Raw genomic sequence first — 17199 nt, 5'->3', positions numbered from 1 at the left:
GCTTGTCGGGGGTTGCCTGAGCGAGTTAAGATAAAATGCCTGATTAACTGCCGAGTCTATCCTATGGTTGATGCTGCGACGTTCTCCTCCGACACCTCCGCGATCATTGATGCCTTTGAAACGCCTCTAGAGTTTAACTTTCAACTGCCGGATCCCGAAGATGAAACTATCCAAGATCATGACTTTCAGCAGCAACTGGATTCTTTTTGGAAAGTTTGCGATCGCTTTGATTTGCAAACAGAAATCTGGCGGGGGCGAATTTTGCGAGCTATTCGCGACCGGGAGAAGCAAGGCGGTGATAGTCGCGGTACGGGCTTTTTAAACTGGTTAAAACAGCGAGAAATCACTAAAAGTCAAGCTTATGCTCTGATTCAATTGGCTAATAGTGCCGATACTCTCCTAGCAGAAGGACAACTGGATCCCGATAGTATCAATAATTTTAGTAAACGCGCCTTCGTAGAAACGGCCAAATCTGCCCCCGAAATTCAAAAATTAGTCAGTGATGCGGCCCGACAAGGGGAGAGAATTACTCGTCGGGAGGTGAAACAATTGGCCGATGAATGGACGGCGATGAGTTCAGACTTACTACCCGATGAAGTGAAGGAAAAAGCCAGCGATGGCAGTTTACCGGCGCGTCATCTCGCTCCCCTAGTGAAAGAATTAGAAAAGTTACCCGATACTCATATCGACACTCTCCGTCAAGAAATCGCCGCTAATCCCGATGTGGACACGGTAAAATTAATCACCTCGGAAGCACGCAGTTTAGCTAAATATCTCGACGCGGCGGCCCAAGTACAAACTCTCCGACGGGGTAATTTAGATATTGAAATGGCTCTAGAAGAAGCTTTGCGCGTCGATTGTCTAAATACGGCGGCGGATCTGGTTAAACAAGCCACACAATTAGAGCAGGCTGTGGCTAAACTTTATACTACTTGGAAACGTTTGGGTAGTTTGTCCGATCGCCTCTATGTGGATACAGGAGCAAGTAATCCCCATCTGCGATCGATGTTAACCTGTTTAGAAAGTTTAACCAGTGAAGTGATCGAAGTAGAACTGGATGAGGGTGGGCAAAAAACGGTACGTTTACGCATTATCAGCGATGGGGGAAGTTAGGTGCTTTGTTGAGTATTGGGGTTTTAGGGTTTTAGCTGAAATTCCCCATTTCCCCATTTCCCCATTTCCCCAACGGCTTGCTGCTATAATCTCTGAATATCCTCAAATTTTATGAAAACTTATTAACAGATACTTGACTTTATGCTAAAAATCAAGGAAAAAAAACCAATAATTAGCATCGGTTCCATAACTGCGGCGATCTTGCTCAGTTTAACCCTAATTCCTGCCGCTATGGCCAAGGATGTACTTCTGAGAGTGGGCATTGTCCAACGTTTTGGCGATGAAGCCAAGGAAAAATTAACCCTGAGTAGTAGCAGTGGTGATAATCTCACCCTGCGCGTGGTAGGAGAAGATGGCCAATCCCAAACCCTGCAAACCAATCGCCTACAATTAGAAGTTATTCCCCGTCCCCTTGCTTCTCCCATCCTCCAAGAAAAAGTCATTTTAAGCGACCACGCCACCTTTGAAACCGCCGAAAATAGCGCCAAAAACTGGGCAAAAATGGGCATTAAAGTGGAAATCACCCAACCCGGACGCTGGCAGGTTTGGGCAAAGCGAGAAGTTTATGAAAATCCCCTAGTGCGACATTGGTTGCTGACCAGTTTGCAAGCCAAAGGCTACAATCAACCCTATATTAATAGTGTTTTACTCAAAGAAAAGCCGCAAGTTTCTTTCCAAATCAACGGGGTGCGCTATTTTCCCAAAGAATTGGAAATCGAGAGCCAAAAAAACCTGATTCAAGTCAGCCATAGCCCCGATCAGGTACGTTTGTACGGTGGGACTATGCGCCTACAGCCCAACGCCTACGGCACTTTTACCCTAGTTAATAACGTTCCCCTCGAAACCTACCTGCGTGGGGTTGTCCCCCACGAAATCGGTCATGATGCCCCAGAAAGTGCCACCCAAGCGCAAACTATTATCGCCCGTACCTACGCCCTCCGCAATCTCCGCCGTTTTCAAGCCGATAATTACGAACTCTGTGCCGATACCCATTGTCAAGTTTATTATGGATTGACGGGAACTAATCCCCGGGCTGATCAAGCGATCGCAGCTACCCAAGGACTGGTTTTAACCTACCAAAATGAGTTAGTGGATGCCCTTTATTCCTCCACCACCGGCGGAATAACTGCCCTCTTTAGTGATGTGTGGGATGGGGAAGAAAGACCTTATCTCCGGGCAGTGGTGGACTCCCCTAATCGAGTTTGGGATCTCTCGAAACAATCCCTCGCTAATGAGACAACTTTTCGCCAGTTTATTAATCTTAAAGATGGTTTTAATGAGACGGGACGACGGGTTTTTCGCTGGCAAAAACAAGCTTCTTTAGCTGATTTGAGTCAAGACCTAGAAACCTATTTAACACGGCGAAAACATCCCCTGGCCGACTTCCAGAAAATCCAATGGATGGAAGTGACTAAACGCTCTCCTTCCGGTCGGATTCTGACTATGACCATTCAAACCGATAAGGGGATTTTGGAACTGCATAAAAATGAGGTGCGTAGTGCCTTAGGACCGCCTCGCAGTACCCTATTCTACATCGATCCTATCTACGATACCAATCGACAGATCCAGGGTTATAACTTTATTGGTGGCGGTTTCGGCCACGGGGTAGGATTAAGTCAATTTGGTTCCTATAATTTAGCCCGTTTGGGTTGGTCTCCTGAACAAATTCTCGCTTTCTATTATCCCGGTACCACCATCCAACCTCTCAATAATTCGATTATCTTTTGGCGAGGAAATTAATCAGTTATCAGTTATCAGTTTCTGAAGGCAATAGGCAATAGGCAAGAGAAAGGCTCTGACAATTCTCCTACCTAAAAAGAGGATTAGAAACTAAGTAAATCAAATGTTTGACTAAAATTTACCGAAATTTTGGGTTAAAGCCCCGTCCTTTTAGGACGGCTTTTTAAACTATATCTTGTTAACTTAACTTTTATTGTGCTATACTGATTTTGTCTAAGTCCCCCCTGCGTAAAATGTTTGTCTTAGAGTTTAAAGTTAAAGCTAAAACTCAACAGTATCAAGCCATAGACGATGCTATTCGTACTGCTCAATTCATCCGTAACAAATGTGTAAGGTTATGGATGGATACAAAAGGTACGGGTAAGAACGATTTATACCGATATTCTAAAGAATTAGCTCAGGACTTTAAATTTGCCGATGAACTTAATTCAACTGCTAGACAGGCAAGTGCTGAACGTGCTTGGAGTTCAATTAGTCGTTTTTACGACAACTGTAAACGTAAAGTATCAGGCAAAAAGGGGTATCCTCAATTTAAAAAATCTCGCTCTGTTGAATACAAACAATCAGGATGGAAGCTTCTTAGCCCTAAAACTGTTAAATTCACTGACAAGAAAAACATTGGTGTTCTTAAGTTGGTAGGAACTTGGGATTTAGGGTACTTTCAAGAATCCGATATTAAACGGGTTAGGTTGATTCGGAGAGCGGACGGTTATTATTGTCAATTTGTCCTTTCTTGTGACGTTAAAGAAGATGTTAAACCATCAGGTAAGTGTATTGGCTTAGATGTAGGTTTGGCTTCTTTCTATACAGATAACAATGGCAACAAGGTTGATAATCCTCAATTCTTGAGAAAGTCCGAGAAACGATTAAAACGACTTCAAAGGCGATTATCTAAAAAGAAAAAGGGAAGTAAAAATCGTCAAAAAGCTAGACAAAGATTAGCTAAAGCTCACCTTAAAGTAAATAGGCAACGTCAAGACTTTGCTGTGAAATTAGCAAGGTGCGTAGTTCACTCTAGCGATGTGATAGCCTACGAGGATTTAAGAGTTAAGAACTTAGTCAAGAATCATTGTCTAGCTAAATCGATAAATGATGCGGCCTGGTATCAGTTTCGGGAATGGATAGAGTATTTTGGGGTTAAATTCGGCAAGATAACGATTGCTGTCTCACCGAATTATACAAGCCAAAACTGTTCAAACTGTGGTGAAACTGTCAAAAAATCTTTATCGACTAGAACCCATCAGTGCAAATGTGGATGTGTTTTGGATAGGGATGAAAACGCCGCAATCAACATCCTTAAAAGGGGACTAAGTACGGCAGGGCGTGTCGGAACCTTTGGGCTCGATCCAATAAACGCTTGGGGAGAGAATACCTCTACTTTTTCAGAAGCAATTCTGTCTAAGCAAGTAATCTCTGTGAACCAAGAATCCCCGTCTCTTTAGAGCGGGGAGTGTCAAATCGGTAAACGCTGAATATCTCGGTTAGAACCAATCACCACCATGGCTAAATCCTTGTGTAATCTTTCTTGGGGATTGGGGTTAATCTTGAATTTTTCCGCATTACCGACAGCGACAATATTTAACCCATAACGATTACGAATTTCTAACTCTGCTAGGGTTTTACCGTGAAAAGCCTCCGGGACTTTTAACTCGACAATACTATGTTCGGGATCGAGATCAAATCGTTCTAAAATTGATGGTCTAGTTAAACGGTGCGCTAACTCACAACCGGCATCGTATTCGGGAAACACTACTAAATCTGCGCCAACTTTTTTGAGTAATTTTCCATGAATTTCTGTGGAGGCTTTAGCGGCGACAAAATTAACCCCTGCTTCCTTACAATTGAGAGTAGTAATGATACTTTCTTCCACGTATTTACCAATAGCGACAATCACCGTATCGGTCTCAAAAATTCCCGCTTCTCGCAGAGCGTTAGGTTTGGTAGAATCAAGTTCGATCGCATTATCTACTATTCGATCAGATAACGCTTGTGCTACTAATCCTTCGTCAATATCTGTCCCTACCACTTGATAACCTTGTTTGCGTAGGGTTTCACAAACGGCTCGCCCAAATCTGCCTAATCCGATGACGGCAAATTGGCGATTTTGGGGACGCATACTACTAAAAAATTTAATTGATTGCATAAGAAGTTAAACTGTTACGCATTTAAAATGCTAGTGTCAATGAGTGAGGAGACAAGAGAAACTGATAACTGATAACTGATATTAATTATCCCACTAAAAGGTTTTCTTCGGGGTAATTAATAACTGTTGGTTTCGGATCGCCGATAATGGCCGCTATTAAAAGTATAACTCCTACCCGTCCAAGATACATCATAAAAACGATAATTAACTTAGAAATCGGTGATAAAGCGGCGGTTATTCCCATAGATAAGCCGACAGTTCCAAAGGCAGAAACTACCTCGAAAAATAGTTGAATCATTTTAAAATCTGTCTCCACAAATGAGATAGCTAGGGTGGAGATAATAATCGCTATAACTGAACCAAAAACCACCGCCATTGACTTTAAAATTAACGGCATAGGAATGCGTCTTTGATAAAGAGTCACTTCTTCACGTCCCCGTAAAACCGAGCGGGTACAGTTATATAAAATCCTAAAAGTTGTGGTTTTAATACCTCCCCCTGTACCGCTAGGACTGGCTCCTATAAACATCAAAGCCATGGTAATTAATAAACCTTCTACGGAAATTTTACCAATATCAATGGTATTAAATCCTGCTGTTCTCGATGTTACCGATTGGAACCAAGCACCCAGCAATTTATCTTTCAGTGATAAATTAGCCAAAGTGTCACCATTTCCCTGTTCAGTAAGTAAAAAAGCCAAGGTTCCTATCACTAATAAAAATATAGTTGTGCTGATAGCAACTTTATAGTTAAGAGAAAAAACAAAGCCTTTTCGTTTATATTGAAAGCGGTAAATAAACCAAGTGTAAAACTCGATAATTACCTGATAACCGATACCTCCAAAAATGATCAGTCCTGTGATAGATAAGTTAATAATAATTGAAGAATGATAGGACATCAAGTTATCTTTAAACAAGCCAAAACCCGCATTATTCCAAGCACTAATACTATGAAATAAAGATAACCACACCGCATATCTAAAATCATACTTTTGGGCGAAGACAGTTAACATAACAAAAGTTGCTGTTAACTCAAAAACTAAAGTAGTAGCAATCACTGATTTCATTAAACTTTGACTACCTTGTAGGAAAGGTCGATCAAAAGATTCTTGAATTGCTAACTTCTGTCTCAGGTCAAATTTTCGCCCAATTAATAACATTAAAAAAGTGGTAGTGGTCATATATCCCAGTCCACCCACTTGAATTAATAAAGCGATAAATAATTGACCCCAAAAAGAAAAATAAGTACCCGTATCTACCACTGCTAAACCCGTGACACAGACAGCAGAAGTGGAGGTAAAGAGGGCAACAATTGGATCATTCCAAGTGCCGCTAGTGGTAGAAACAGGCAACATTAACAGGGAAGTTCCCGCTAAAATTACCGCCATAAATCCCAAGCAAATTGTCCGGGCAATCGTCATATAAATTCCTTAGTGAAAGTAGCTAAGAGAAGAATGTTTTTGGGCTAACACTTCTTGATAAACTAACTGTAAGCGATCGATATTTTTGCTAAGAGTGTAAGAGTCTAAAACTCTTTGACGGGCTTTTTGACCTAAAATTGTGGTTAATTCGGGATGATCTCGTAATACAGGCAAGAGAGTTTTTAATTGGGTAATTAGTCCTCTAGTATCTAGAACTATTCCCGCACCTTTTAACACTTCCCCATCGGCACCCACATCCGTAGCCAGACAAGCAACACCGCAGGCCATCGCTTCCAAGAGGGAAATCGATAAACCTTCCACTAATGAGGGTAAAATAAAGCAGTCAACCCCGCGCAGAATTTCAATTCGTTTATTTTCATCGCCGATAAAACCTAACCAGATAATACCATCTTCTTCCCCATAAAAAGGTTTAAGGGAAGGAGTCAACGGACCATCTCCAACAATGAGCAGTTTGCATCTATTCCCTAAATTGGTTTTTTTCCAGGCTTTCAATAAAGATTCTACATTTTTCTCCGGCATGATCCGACCGAGATAAATAAATAAACAATCGGCATTATATTGAGCTTTAATATTCGATAGTCCTGGACAATACTTATTAATATCAACCCCATTGGGAATAATTGCTAATTTTTCTTCGGGAACTCCCAATTTAACTAAAAAATCCCGTTGAGAGGTGGAAAAAATAATTACTTTATCGTAATTAGCTAAAAAAGGGGCGTGTAGTTGGTAGGTTAATAATTGGGTACTAGAGATGAGATTGCGAATTTTACTATCAAAAGCCGGGTGAAAAGTCGCCACCAGAGGCAAATCTAAAGACTCACAAATTTCTGGTAGTAGAAAATCAAGGGGAGACAGGGGTAAGGACGCATGAACTAGATCGGGTTTCAGTTCCCTGAGTTTATCCTGTAGAACCCGACTCGATTTCAGGGTGGGAATAGTATAGACTTGGGAACTATAGAGACGTGGCAGGGTGATTTCGTCGTAAAAGTCGGGCCAATCGCTTACGGTGGGTTTTTCGGAAGAAAAATGCAGAAAACTGACTTGATAATCTCGATCGAGCAGGGAATTAGTCACTTCTCGCCCATAGGTAACGTTACCGCAAAAAGGAGATTTTTTTCCTAACCAGGCAATGTGCATTGAGATTCTCTTAAGAAAAAGTTAATTTAGCCAAATATCAGCTTACTAAATTAGCCGTAAAATTAAAAGCGAATAGAGTACCTAAGCAAAATTAATTACCCATCTAAGTCCTCAGCTAAAAATTGCCTTTTGCAAGAGTGCCTATTTGATAGTTAAAATTCTCGGCTTTTTACTGATTCACCGAGGACTTGCGACGACGACAGCGTTCCGAACAGTATTTGACCTCATGCCAACAGTTTTGCCACTTTTTGCGCCAAGTAAAGGATAAACCGCAAACGGGACAAATTTTACTGGGAAGATCGGACTTCGAGGGCTGACGTGCCATGATTAAAATTAAAAAGTCAAAAACTGCGCCTTATCTATGAGTGTAGATGAAAATAATCCGAGTTCCCCACTCGATCGCCTGAGAATTATTTTAGTTGAACCAGCTGGAGCCTTAAATGTGGGTTCCACTGCCAGAATTATGCGGAATATGGGCTTAAGTCGCTTAATTATCGTCAATCCCGCCTGTCATATCCTTGCAGAAGAAGCGCGACGCATGGCAGTACACGGAATTGAAGTCCTAGAAAACTGTTCACAGGTAGCCACCCTGGGGGAAGCTTTGCAGGGTTGTCATCGCATCATTGCCACCACCTCGAAACCCCGTCACCTGAATACTCCCCTCGAAACACCCCGGACCGCCTTACCCTGGTTACTCACCCCTAACCTAGAATCGGCCCTAATTTTCGGGCCAGAAGACCGGGGTTTAAGTAACAGCGAACTGAACCACGCCCAGCGTTTTGTCGGTATTCCCGCTAATCCTCAATATTCCTCCCTTAATCTGGCCCAAGCGGTGGCGGTTTGCTCCTACGAACTGTACCAAATGGCGACGGAAAATAGGCTCGAACCCCCGTTAGAAATGCTCCCTAATGCCACTTTTGAGGCTCTAGAAGGCTATTATCAGCACTTAGAGAGCTTTTTGCTCAAAATTGGCTATCTTTACCCCCACACCGCCGCTGCTAGGATGGAGAAATTCCGGCAATTTTATCATCGGGCCCGGCCCACGGTGGAGGAATTAGCCCTGCTGCGGGGTATTATCGGTCATATTGAAAGTATCGGGCAACTTTTTCTCGGTCTTGATAGTCTCAAGGGCAAGAAAAAAAATTCTCCTAGCGACCGATAATAAATCTGGATACCCTTGAGGAAAACCGTGACTCGTCAAGTAACTCGTCGTCCTACTAAAGTCCAATCTGGCCCTGAGTCCCCTAGGTCCGTGGACTCAAACAATAACAAAAGGCCTGTGCCAGTTAAAAAGGCAAAAAAACAGCGTAAACCCAACCTAATCGCTTCTTTTCTCCTTCAGGTTCTTCGCTTCTCTATCCTTGGTGTCGGTTTAGGTGCGATCGCTGGTACGGTTTTAACGGTGGTGGATCCGAGCAAATTACCCCTACACCCAAAACCCACCGCTACTAATTCCCCGACTCTCAAACTCGTCACCCCAAAACCGACCACCTTAGTTTTAAACGAAAATCTCAGCAGCCTTAACCAGAAATTACAGGCTTTAGCGGTCAAATATCCGAAATTACAGGCGGGAGCATTATTTATTGACCTTGATAACGGTGCTTACGCTAATTTTCGCGGAGATACTATTTTTGCTGCCGCTAGTACGATTAAAATCCCGATTCTGGTGGCCTTTTTTGAGGATGTGGACGCGGGGAAAATTCGTCTCGATGAAACCCTTGTGGCCACTAAGGATGTCCTGGCCAGTGGGTCTGGGGATATGCAGTATCTAGGATTGAATAAAACCTATACTGCCCTAGAAACCGCCACTAAAATGAACGTAATTAGCGATAATACCGCTACTAATATGTTAATTAAGCGGATGGGCGGCAAAAAGGCTCTTAATCAGCGTTTTCAAGCTTGGGGTTTGACCAGTACGGTAATTAATAACCCTTTACCAGACTTGGAAGGAACTAATACCACAAGTCCGAGAGATTTGGTGACAATCTTAGGAAAAGTTAATCAAGGGGAATTACTTAGTTTACGTTCCCGCGATCGTCTATTGAATATTATGCAGGAAACGCGCACTCGCACCCTGCTGCCCCAAGGTATCGAGAAATCCGCCGATATTGCCCATAAAACCGGTGATATTGGCTCAATGTTAGCGGATGCGGGGATTATTGATATGCCCAACGGGAAACGCTATCTAGGAGCAGTGATGGTCAAACGTCCCCACAATGATAGTAACGCTAGGACTCTGATTCAACAAATATCGCGCACGGCCTACCAACACTTTAAATGGTATCAAACTCAACCCGCAGCCAAACCGCAACCAGTCGCCCAGTCTTCTCCCTCTCCTAGTCCAGTCGTTATTCCTAGTCCGGGTAATTAGCCCCTAGGTTAAATTATTGGCTAAAAGACGGGCTAATTGTTCGGCATTTGCCCGGGGGGAAAGACGAGGGATGATTTTTTCCCCCGTGGCCAGTTTTTGACAGAGAACGGGGATTTCGTACTGATAAGCGTTAAACCAATCCTCTCGACTGGTAATGTCCCTAATTTCTAACTGCCACTCCGGTTGACGGATTTTTTCTAGTTTTTCTAGCAACCCTTCGCAAAGATGACAGTCCGGCTTACTGTATAAAATTAGTTCTATGGTAGTCATAAATATTTAAGTAGGTAGGTGTTAAAAGTTGTCAGATCCCCCCACCTATCGGCACCCCCCTTATTAAGGGGGGCAGGGGGGATCAGAGGCAAAATCTATCTTCAATTTAATTATAACTACTTACTTATGTTCATTACCTCTACGATTAGTCTCTCATCAACAATTCTACAAACTCCCACACCCACACCGACTTTAAATAATAATTTAGTTAATTCAGGTTCTCAAAATCTAGTCTATATCGGTGTGTTTCTTCTGGCAATTACCCTAGTCATGGTTATTGGTATTATCAATCAAAAAATTGAATACGCTCTCATTTTTGCCGCCACTCTCACTGTTATTTTAGTTGCTTTTTTCTGGTTTTTATAAGTCCTTCAACCAAGGGGATTGAGGTCATGATATTCTGACTTCCCCAACCGACTCCTAATACCCTATATACAAGCAAAACGATCGGACTTATAATATAATTGTATTGATTGTGGCTTGTTGCTAAAATCACCCCAAATTGACTCAATGGGTTTATAAACGATGACAACCCTAGATATTGCTACCGATATTGTCTGTCCTCCCACCGATTTATGGAGTGATGAACCACCCTTGGAAAGTGATCTGCATTTACAACAAATTATTTTATTATTATCTTGTCTTGAATGGCTCTGGCAAGATAGAAACGATTACTATGCCTCGGGTAATTTGACTATTTATTATAACGAAAGACAACTAAAACAGCGAGATTTTTGTGGACCAGATTTCTTCGTGGTTTTAGATACAGAGAAACGTCCCCGGAAAAGTTGGGTTGTCTGGGGAGAAGGGGGTAAATATCCCAATTTAATCATCGAAATTCTCTCCGATTCCACCGCTAATGTGGACAGAAAAGCCAAAAAGGAACTATATCAGCATACTTTCCGGACTCCTGAATATTTTTGGTTTGATCCTAATACTTTAGAATGGCAAGGATTCACTTTAATCGAGGGACAATACCAACCGATTACCCCCAATGAAAACGGTTATTTATGGAGTAAGCAACTAGGATTATATTTAGGAATTTTTGCCAATAAATTGCGCTATTTCACCGAATCAGGTGAATTGGTTCCCACCCCTCAAGAGTCGGCCCGACAGGAAAGATTAGCCAAAGAACAGGAAAGATTAGCCAAAGAAAGAGAACAACAACGGGCGGAAAAATTAGCCCAAAAGCTGCGAGAATTGGGCATTAATCCCGATGAAATTGCTTAAATATCCGATTGGGGGTGTTAGGGTGGAAACCACGGCGCAATTTTTCCTTAATTGCTAGGCATTAAGATGAGTAATCCGAAACTCTGATTCTAGCCTAGAAATCATGGCAAAATCTCCACACTGATGTTACAATAATGACCAAGTACAACAATCTTCAAATATAATTAATGCCATGGTGCAAAAAATAGCTTTTTTTAATCATAAAGGTGGAGTGAGCAAAACTACAACCACTTTTAACCTTGGTTGGATGCTTGCTGAGAAGGGCAAAAGAGTAATTATTGTCGATACCGATCCCCAATGTAACTTAACTGGTATGGCTTTGGCCAAAGAAAGTGAAGATAGGGAGGAAAGACTACAAGCAATCTACAATACTTACTCTAATATTAAAACAGCTTTAGCGCCTGCTTTTGAGTCTCAACCGAGATTAATTGAAGCTGTGGACTGTATTCCTATTGATGGTCGTGATCGTTTATTTCTATTGCCTGGTCATGTGGGGTTAGCTGAATATGAAGTTACCCTAGGTATTGCTCAAGAACTTAGTGGGTCAATTCAGGCTTTAAAAAATCTCCCCGGTGCGATTACATATTTATTAGACAAAACTGCCGAAAGATTTCAAGCTGACTATATTTTAATCGATATGAGTCCCAGTTTGGGGTCAATCAATCAAAATATACTGATGACCAGCAACTTTTTTATTGTGCCAACCACAGCGGATTTTTTCTCGGTTATGGCTATCGATTCTTTAGCTAAAATATTGCCTAAGTGGCACCAATGGGCTAAGGCAGCTAGTGCTTTACCAATTCTCAAAACAGCCAACTATCCCTTTCCCGAAGTTGACCTACATTTTTTAGGAACTATTGTTCAGAAATATCGAATCAAAGGTGGCCAAGAAACAAAAGCTCTTGAAAACTGGATTAACGAAATCGAGGAAAATATCGGCAATAAAATGATTCCAGCCCTAGGGAAAAATGGCATGATGCTACCGAAATTTATCTACGATCAGAATGGTGTACCAGACTGCTGTACTCTAGTAAAAATCCCTGATTTTAATAGTCTTATTGCCTTATCTCAAGAGCATCAAGTGTCTGTTTTTGCGCTAACTGCTGAACAATTAGAATGGCAAGGTACAGTGTTAGATCAAGCCCAAGAAAAACAACAAAAATTTAAAGATATTTTTTCTGACTTAGCAGACAAAGTTATCGGTCTTACCTCCGAGATTTATGCAGTTAGCCATTGAACAATTTCGCCTTAGCATTGCCCGCATTCGTGACTTGATCGCTATCCACAATTCCCTCAAATCTCAGACTACTTCGGCCCTAGATGTATCGGATATCCTCAGAGCCGCTTTAGTCCTGACTGTGAGCGCTTTAGATTATTATATTCACGAAGTGGTTACTCTAGGAATGCTAGAAATTTATCGAGGCCAACGTTCAGAACCTCCTCCCACTCCTAACAGTTCTCAATCTGCCTTTTCTCGTTTTCAAGTCTCCTTGAATGGCGCACGACAAGAACGATTGATAGCTATTAGTATTGGCTCTTGGTTAGAGAACGAAATTCAACAAAACTACGGTTCTTTTTTTGATCAAGAATCTCGCTCAATTTCCGAGGTACTACCAATGATTGAAAATCTCCTCACCAACAAACTTAATAGTAATTATTGGCTAGAGACTGAAATTAGAGAAAACCTCAGATATAAAAGCTTTCAACAACCGGACAAGATAGCGGAGGCCATTAGATTAATTTCAGCCAAGAAATTGTGGGAAGAAGTGGCCAGCAAACTAAATAAACCAGCCAAAGATATTAAAAGCCAACTTAGCATAATTGTTGATCGAAGGAACAAAATCGCCCACGAAGCTGATATAGACCCGAGTTATGGCATTGGCAGTCGCTGGAATATCGATGAAAATCTCGTTAATGATGCCGTTACCTTTATAGAACAGCTTGTTGAAAATATCCATCAGGTACTTGAGGACATCCACTAGCCGAAAATTTCCCCGGCAGTCCAGCAATAAATACTTATGATTTCTCAGGGAATTATAACAATTATTAAATAATGTGTAGTTTTGTATACTGATGTCAAGAACTTAGCTACAATATCAAGTGGCGTAAGATATATAGAGATTAGCTAGTGAGTCGGCATCAAGACAGTCAAACTGACGGGAAACGAGAAGAAACACAGTTCACTCCTTACAGTGCAGAAGCGATCGCCCAACAATACCGTTACAAACCTTGGCAATTGTTCGGTCGCGCTTTCGTGATTACTTGGTCTTTAGGATTATTTCTCCTCAGTCTCCTCTGGGACAAATGGACAAAGCAAGAAGAAGCCAATAAATACAGGCGTGCCAGCGAACTTAGGCAAATTCTCACCCGTTTGGGTCCCACCTTCATCAAAGTCGGTCAAGCTCTCTCTACCCGCCCCGACCTCGTTCGCAAAGACTTTTTAGACGAATTAGTTAAACTGCAGGACCAACTTACCCCCTTCGATAACGATATCGCTTTTGCCCTTATCGAGACAGAATTGGGGATGCCTGTAGAAAAAGCCTATCGAGAAATATCCCCCACCCCTGTGGCTGCCGCTAGTTTAGGACAGGTTTACAAAGCTATTCTACCCACCGGCGAAGAAGTAGCCGTTAAAGTGCAAAGACCGGGGCTGCGGGCGCTTTTAAGCCTCGATTTATACCTAATGCGCTGGGCTGCTCAAAAATTCGGTCGTTTATTACCCCTCAATCTCGGCCATGACCTCACCTTGATTGTCGATGAATTCGGCACCAAACTGTTTGAGGAAATCGACTATCAAAACGAAGGTCGCAACGCTGAAAAATTCGCCACCAACTTCCAAAATAACCCTGAAGTTAAAGTTCCCAGTATCTACTGGCGTTATAGTGGTCGCCGCGTCCTCACCCTGGAATGGATTGATGGCTATAAACTCACCGATACCGAGAATATCAAAGCTTTAGGATTAGACCCTAATAGTATCGTTAAAATCGGCGTAACCTCCGGATTACAGCAACTCCTCGAACACGGCTTTTTCCACGCTGATCCCCATCCGGGTAATCTTTTCGCCACTTTTGATGGTCGCATGGCCTATATTGATTTTGGCATGATGGACCAGTTAGAGGAGGAAACTAAAGAAACCCTCGCTAGTTGCGTCGTCGATTTAATTAACAAAGACTACGAAAACCTGGCCGCCAACTTTGTCAAACTGGGATTTTTAACCCCAGAAACGGATATAAAACCCATTATTCCGGCTCTAGAACGGGTTTTAGGCAATGCCATCGGTCAAAGGGTCGGTGACTTCAATTTCCGCACTATTACCGATGAGTTCTCCGAATTGATGTACCAATATCCCTTCCGGATTCCCGCCAAATTCGCCCTGATTATTCGTTCCCTCGTCACCCAAGAAGGGGTGGCCCTTACCCTCGATCCTAACTTCAAAATCGTCCAAGTGGCCTATCCCTACGTCGCTAAACGTCTCCTGACCGGGGAATCGCCTCAACTGCGCCGGCGTTTACTGGATGTACTGTTCAAAAACGGTAAATTCCAGTGGCAACGCCTAGAAAACATGATTACAATGGCTCGATCGGAAACTAACTTCGATTTACTGCCCACAGCGCAATTAGGCATCACTTTTCTTCTCTCGGAAGAAGGTCGTTATCTGCGTCGTCAATTGCTATTAGCTTTAACGGAAGATGACCGTCTCCATACTGCCGAAGTGCAACGTCTCTGGAGTTTAATTCAAGGAGAATTGCAACCGCGGCGACTCTTGGATGTGGCCATGAGCGCTTTTCGGGAATTATCCTCCCAAGGTGTGGCCGCTGTCCTTCCGCGAGAAACCAGTTCGCGTTAAAGTGTTTAAGGTCATCATCGGTTAATCACTTTTTCTATGGATTATTATTTTCTGCCCCAACCACCCTATTTTCTAGTTTTTGCTGGTTTATTTATCGGTATTACCTGCGGGGCCGCTTTTGAAGCTAGTCTCAAGCAAGTGGTTAACAATTGGTATAAAAATAAGGGTTCAGACGATCAAAATCTTTTAAAATCCAGTTCCTTACAAATTCCTTTTATTGGTATTTGTGTAGGAATCTGTCTTTTCCTGGCCTCGGGATTAGATATATTTATTCTCAATGGTTGGGTTGCCTACGCTATCTCTCTCCCGATGACTATCTTTATCGGTGGTTTGGTTTGGAGTCAGTTAGGGGAATTGTTAGGCCAATTACAGCGCGGCGGTTCTAAAGAAATTGACCTCGATTATCGGGGATAATTACGAGGCAGCAAACATTTAGGACTAAGATAATAGGTGTTAGCAGATAGGAAAGATCAACTCCCCCACAACTAACACCAAAACCCTAGTTATACCCAATTTTCCAGCTATTTTGGCCCGCGATTTTAGATGCAAAAACCTTTAGCATGGCATTGGCGATCGCTTCCTCTGCATCAGCGCACTGGTTCCGAGGTTTTTGCCTGCTTATTCTCCCAAGATGCGATCGCTACTTTACTAGAAAGTCCCTATCCGGGTAATTCCCTCTCCCGTTACTCTCTTTGTGCTGGTTCCCCGCGTCAGCTTTGGACCCCCGCATTAGGGGAAATTTTGCCCTTTTTAAGCAGTTTACTCCCCCAACCCCGATGTGATCATCTTCCCGATCATCTTCCCTTCCATGGCGGTTGGTTGGGGTGGTTAGGCTACGATTTAGCTTGGGAAATAGAAAAATTACCCGACAGGAAAGCTGATACTCTCCCTTTTCCCGTCGCTTATTGGTATGAACCGGATAGTTTTGCCATTCTCGATCACCAAGCACAAATTCTCTGGTTAGCTGCCACTAAACCTGAAGATTTAGATAAATACGAACAATCTTTAACCACTAACCCCGATTTTGAGTTTATCGATCCCCATCCCTCTCCCTTAATCTTTTATACTTCTCAACTCGACTACGAAAAAGCTGTTAAAAAAGCCTTAGATTATATCAGAAAAGGTGATATTTTTCAAGCAAATTTATCCCTAAGATTTCAAAGCACAACTAGGGCAAAAGGATGGCAAATTTATCGCAGTTTACAACAGATTAACCCTTCTCCTTTTGCCAGTTATTGGCGCACCACTTGGGGAGAAATGATTAGTTGTTCTCCCGAAAGATTGGTGAAATTAGAAAGGGGAATAGCCAGCACTAGACCGATCGCTGGAACCCGTCCCCGGGGTAAAACCGAGGCACTCGATCAACAATTAGCCGAGGAACTATTAACTAATAAAAAAGAACAGGCCGAGCATATTATGCTAGTGGATCTAGAACGTAATGATCTAGGTAGAGTTTGTGAATGGGGATCGGTTTATGTGGATGAATTACTGACGATCGAGCGTTATAGTCATGTTATGCACTTGGTCAGTAATGTTCAAGGAAAATTAGATAAAAAGTATCATGCTATTGATTTAATTAAAGCTCTTTTCCCTGGGGGAACAATTACCGGTTGTCCGAAAGTTCGTTGTCTAGAAATTATCGAAGAATTGGAACCGATGCGACGCAATTTATTCTATGGTTCCTGTGGCTATATTGACCTACGGGGTCATTTAGATTTGAATATTCTCATCCGTACCCTATTAATGACTACTCAAGGGAATTTAAACACCGTTTGGGGACAAGTGGGAGCGGGAATAGTTGCCGATAGCGATCCCGAAAAAGAATGGTTAGAATCCCTTCATAAAGCTGAGGCACAATTAATCGCTTTACGTTCTTTTTAATTGTTGATTTCAACAAACTAACCTAT

General features: G+C 42.3%; 17 protein-coding genes. 12 read left to right on the top strand and 5 right to left on the bottom strand.

The annotated features are described in order from the left end of the window. Positions 1 to 63: 63 nt before the first annotated feature. The 3 genes from ACQY1X_RS05905 to ACQY1X_RS05895 all read left to right on the top strand — a co-directional run bounded on the left by ACQY1X_RS05905 (position 64) and on the right by ACQY1X_RS05895 (position 4295). The gene (locus tag ACQY1X_RS05905) at positions 64 to 1113 is read left to right on the top strand and encodes a hypothetical protein (RefSeq protein ID WP_002734161.1); all 1050 of its coding nucleotides are present in this window, start codon (positions 64 to 66) and stop codon (positions 1111 to 1113) included. A gap of 141 nt (positions 1114 to 1254) precedes the next feature. After that, positions 1255 to 2853, top strand: a complete 1599-nt coding sequence (locus ACQY1X_RS05900; RefSeq protein WP_430014166.1) for a SpoIID/LytB domain-containing protein — start codon at positions 1255 to 1257, stop codon at positions 2851 to 2853. Positions 2854 to 3086: 233 nt separating this feature from the next. After that, entirely contained in the window at positions 3087 to 4295 is a 1209-nt protein-coding gene (locus ACQY1X_RS05895) for an RNA-guided endonuclease InsQ/TnpB family protein (RefSeq protein WP_430014648.1), read from the top strand. Between the two features lie 11 nt (positions 4296 to 4306). On the opposite strand, the gene ACQY1X_RS05890 is transcribed toward ACQY1X_RS05895, so the two are convergent. The 4 genes from ACQY1X_RS05890 to ACQY1X_RS05875 all read right to left on the bottom strand — a co-directional run bounded on the left by ACQY1X_RS05890 (position 4307) and on the right by ACQY1X_RS05875 (position 7899). Beyond that, the gene (locus ACQY1X_RS05890) at positions 4307 to 4996 is read right to left on the bottom strand and encodes a potassium channel family protein (protein WP_002750520.1); all 690 of its coding nucleotides are present in this window, start codon (positions 4994 to 4996) and stop codon (positions 4307 to 4309) included. Positions 4997 to 5081: 85 nt separating this feature from the next. Next, complete coding sequence (locus ACQY1X_RS05885) at positions 5082 to 6416, bottom strand: TrkH family potassium uptake protein (protein ID WP_002733049.1); 1335 nt, start codon at positions 6414 to 6416, stop codon at positions 5082 to 5084. A 9-nt stretch (positions 6417 to 6425) separates the two neighbouring features. Then, a complete protein-coding gene (locus ACQY1X_RS05880; protein WP_002734292.1) occupies positions 6426 to 7574 on the bottom strand; it encodes a glycosyltransferase family 4 protein in 1149 nt (382 codons plus the stop codon). A 169-nt stretch (positions 7575 to 7743) separates the two neighbouring features. Then, a complete protein-coding gene (locus ACQY1X_RS05875) occupies positions 7744 to 7899 on the bottom strand; it encodes a DUF2256 domain-containing protein (protein ID WP_002765473.1) in 156 nt (51 codons plus the stop codon). Between the two features lie 36 nt (positions 7900 to 7935). Between ACQY1X_RS05875 and ACQY1X_RS05870 the strand changes: the two genes are divergently transcribed. Continuing rightward, entirely contained in the window at positions 7936 to 8736 is an 801-nt protein-coding gene (locus ACQY1X_RS05870) for an RNA methyltransferase (RefSeq protein ID WP_430014165.1), read from the top strand. A gap of 27 nt (positions 8737 to 8763) precedes the next feature. Continuing rightward, entirely contained in the window at positions 8764 to 9945 is a 1182-nt protein-coding gene (locus ACQY1X_RS05865; RefSeq protein WP_430014164.1) for a serine hydrolase, read from the top strand. A gap of 3 nt (positions 9946 to 9948) precedes the next feature. Here ACQY1X_RS05865 and ACQY1X_RS05860 read toward each other — a convergent pair whose 3' ends face one another. Further along, a complete protein-coding gene (locus ACQY1X_RS05860; protein WP_002777606.1) occupies positions 9949 to 10215 on the bottom strand; it encodes a glutaredoxin family protein in 267 nt (88 codons plus the stop codon). A 126-nt stretch (positions 10216 to 10341) separates the two neighbouring features. Between ACQY1X_RS05860 and ACQY1X_RS05855 the strand changes: the two genes are divergently transcribed. The 7 genes from ACQY1X_RS05855 to ACQY1X_RS05825 all read left to right on the top strand — a co-directional run bounded on the left by ACQY1X_RS05855 (position 10342) and on the right by ACQY1X_RS05825 (position 17173). Further along, a complete protein-coding gene (locus tag ACQY1X_RS05855) occupies positions 10342 to 10581 on the top strand; it encodes a hypothetical protein (protein WP_002750530.1) in 240 nt (79 codons plus the stop codon). A gap of 159 nt (positions 10582 to 10740) precedes the next feature. After that, the gene (locus tag ACQY1X_RS05850; RefSeq protein ID WP_002750532.1) at positions 10741 to 11445 is read left to right on the top strand and encodes a Uma2 family endonuclease; all 705 of its coding nucleotides are present in this window, start codon (positions 10741 to 10743) and stop codon (positions 11443 to 11445) included. Between the two features lie 172 nt (positions 11446 to 11617). Further along, positions 11618 to 12682: a ParA family protein gene (locus ACQY1X_RS05845; protein WP_430014163.1), complete on the top strand. Its 1065-nt coding sequence runs from the start codon at positions 11618 to 11620 to the stop codon at positions 12680 to 12682. After that, positions 12666 to 13427 carry a HEPN domain-containing protein gene (locus tag ACQY1X_RS05840; RefSeq protein WP_430014162.1) on the top strand — a complete coding sequence of 254 codons (762 nt, stop codon included), beginning with the start codon at positions 12666 to 12668 and terminating at the stop codon, positions 13425 to 13427. Before ACQY1X_RS05845 ends, ACQY1X_RS05840 begins: the two co-directional genes overlap by 17 nt. Positions 13428 to 13573: 146 nt before the next feature. Continuing rightward, complete coding sequence (locus ACQY1X_RS05835; RefSeq protein WP_430014161.1) at positions 13574 to 15292, top strand: ABC1 kinase family protein; 1719 nt, start codon at positions 13574 to 13576, stop codon at positions 15290 to 15292. Positions 15293 to 15328: 36 nt separating this feature from the next. Next, complete coding sequence (locus ACQY1X_RS05830; protein WP_002734118.1) at positions 15329 to 15706, top strand: hypothetical protein; 378 nt, start codon at positions 15329 to 15331, stop codon at positions 15704 to 15706. A gap of 129 nt (positions 15707 to 15835) precedes the next feature. Then, positions 15836 to 17173 carry an anthranilate synthase component I gene (locus tag ACQY1X_RS05825; protein WP_430014160.1) on the top strand — a complete coding sequence of 446 codons (1338 nt, stop codon included), beginning with the start codon at positions 15836 to 15838 and terminating at the stop codon, positions 17171 to 17173. Positions 17174 to 17199: the final 26 nt, after the last annotated feature.

Origin of the sequence: Microcystis protocystis FBCC-A270 (assembly GCF_050500235.1) — a bacterium.
In the GTDB taxonomy this organism is placed as follows: Bacteria; Cyanobacteriota; Cyanobacteriia; order Cyanobacteriales; family Microcystaceae; genus Microcystis; species Microcystis ichthyoblabe_A.
This window is presented reverse-complemented; position numbering and strand designations above follow the sequence as displayed.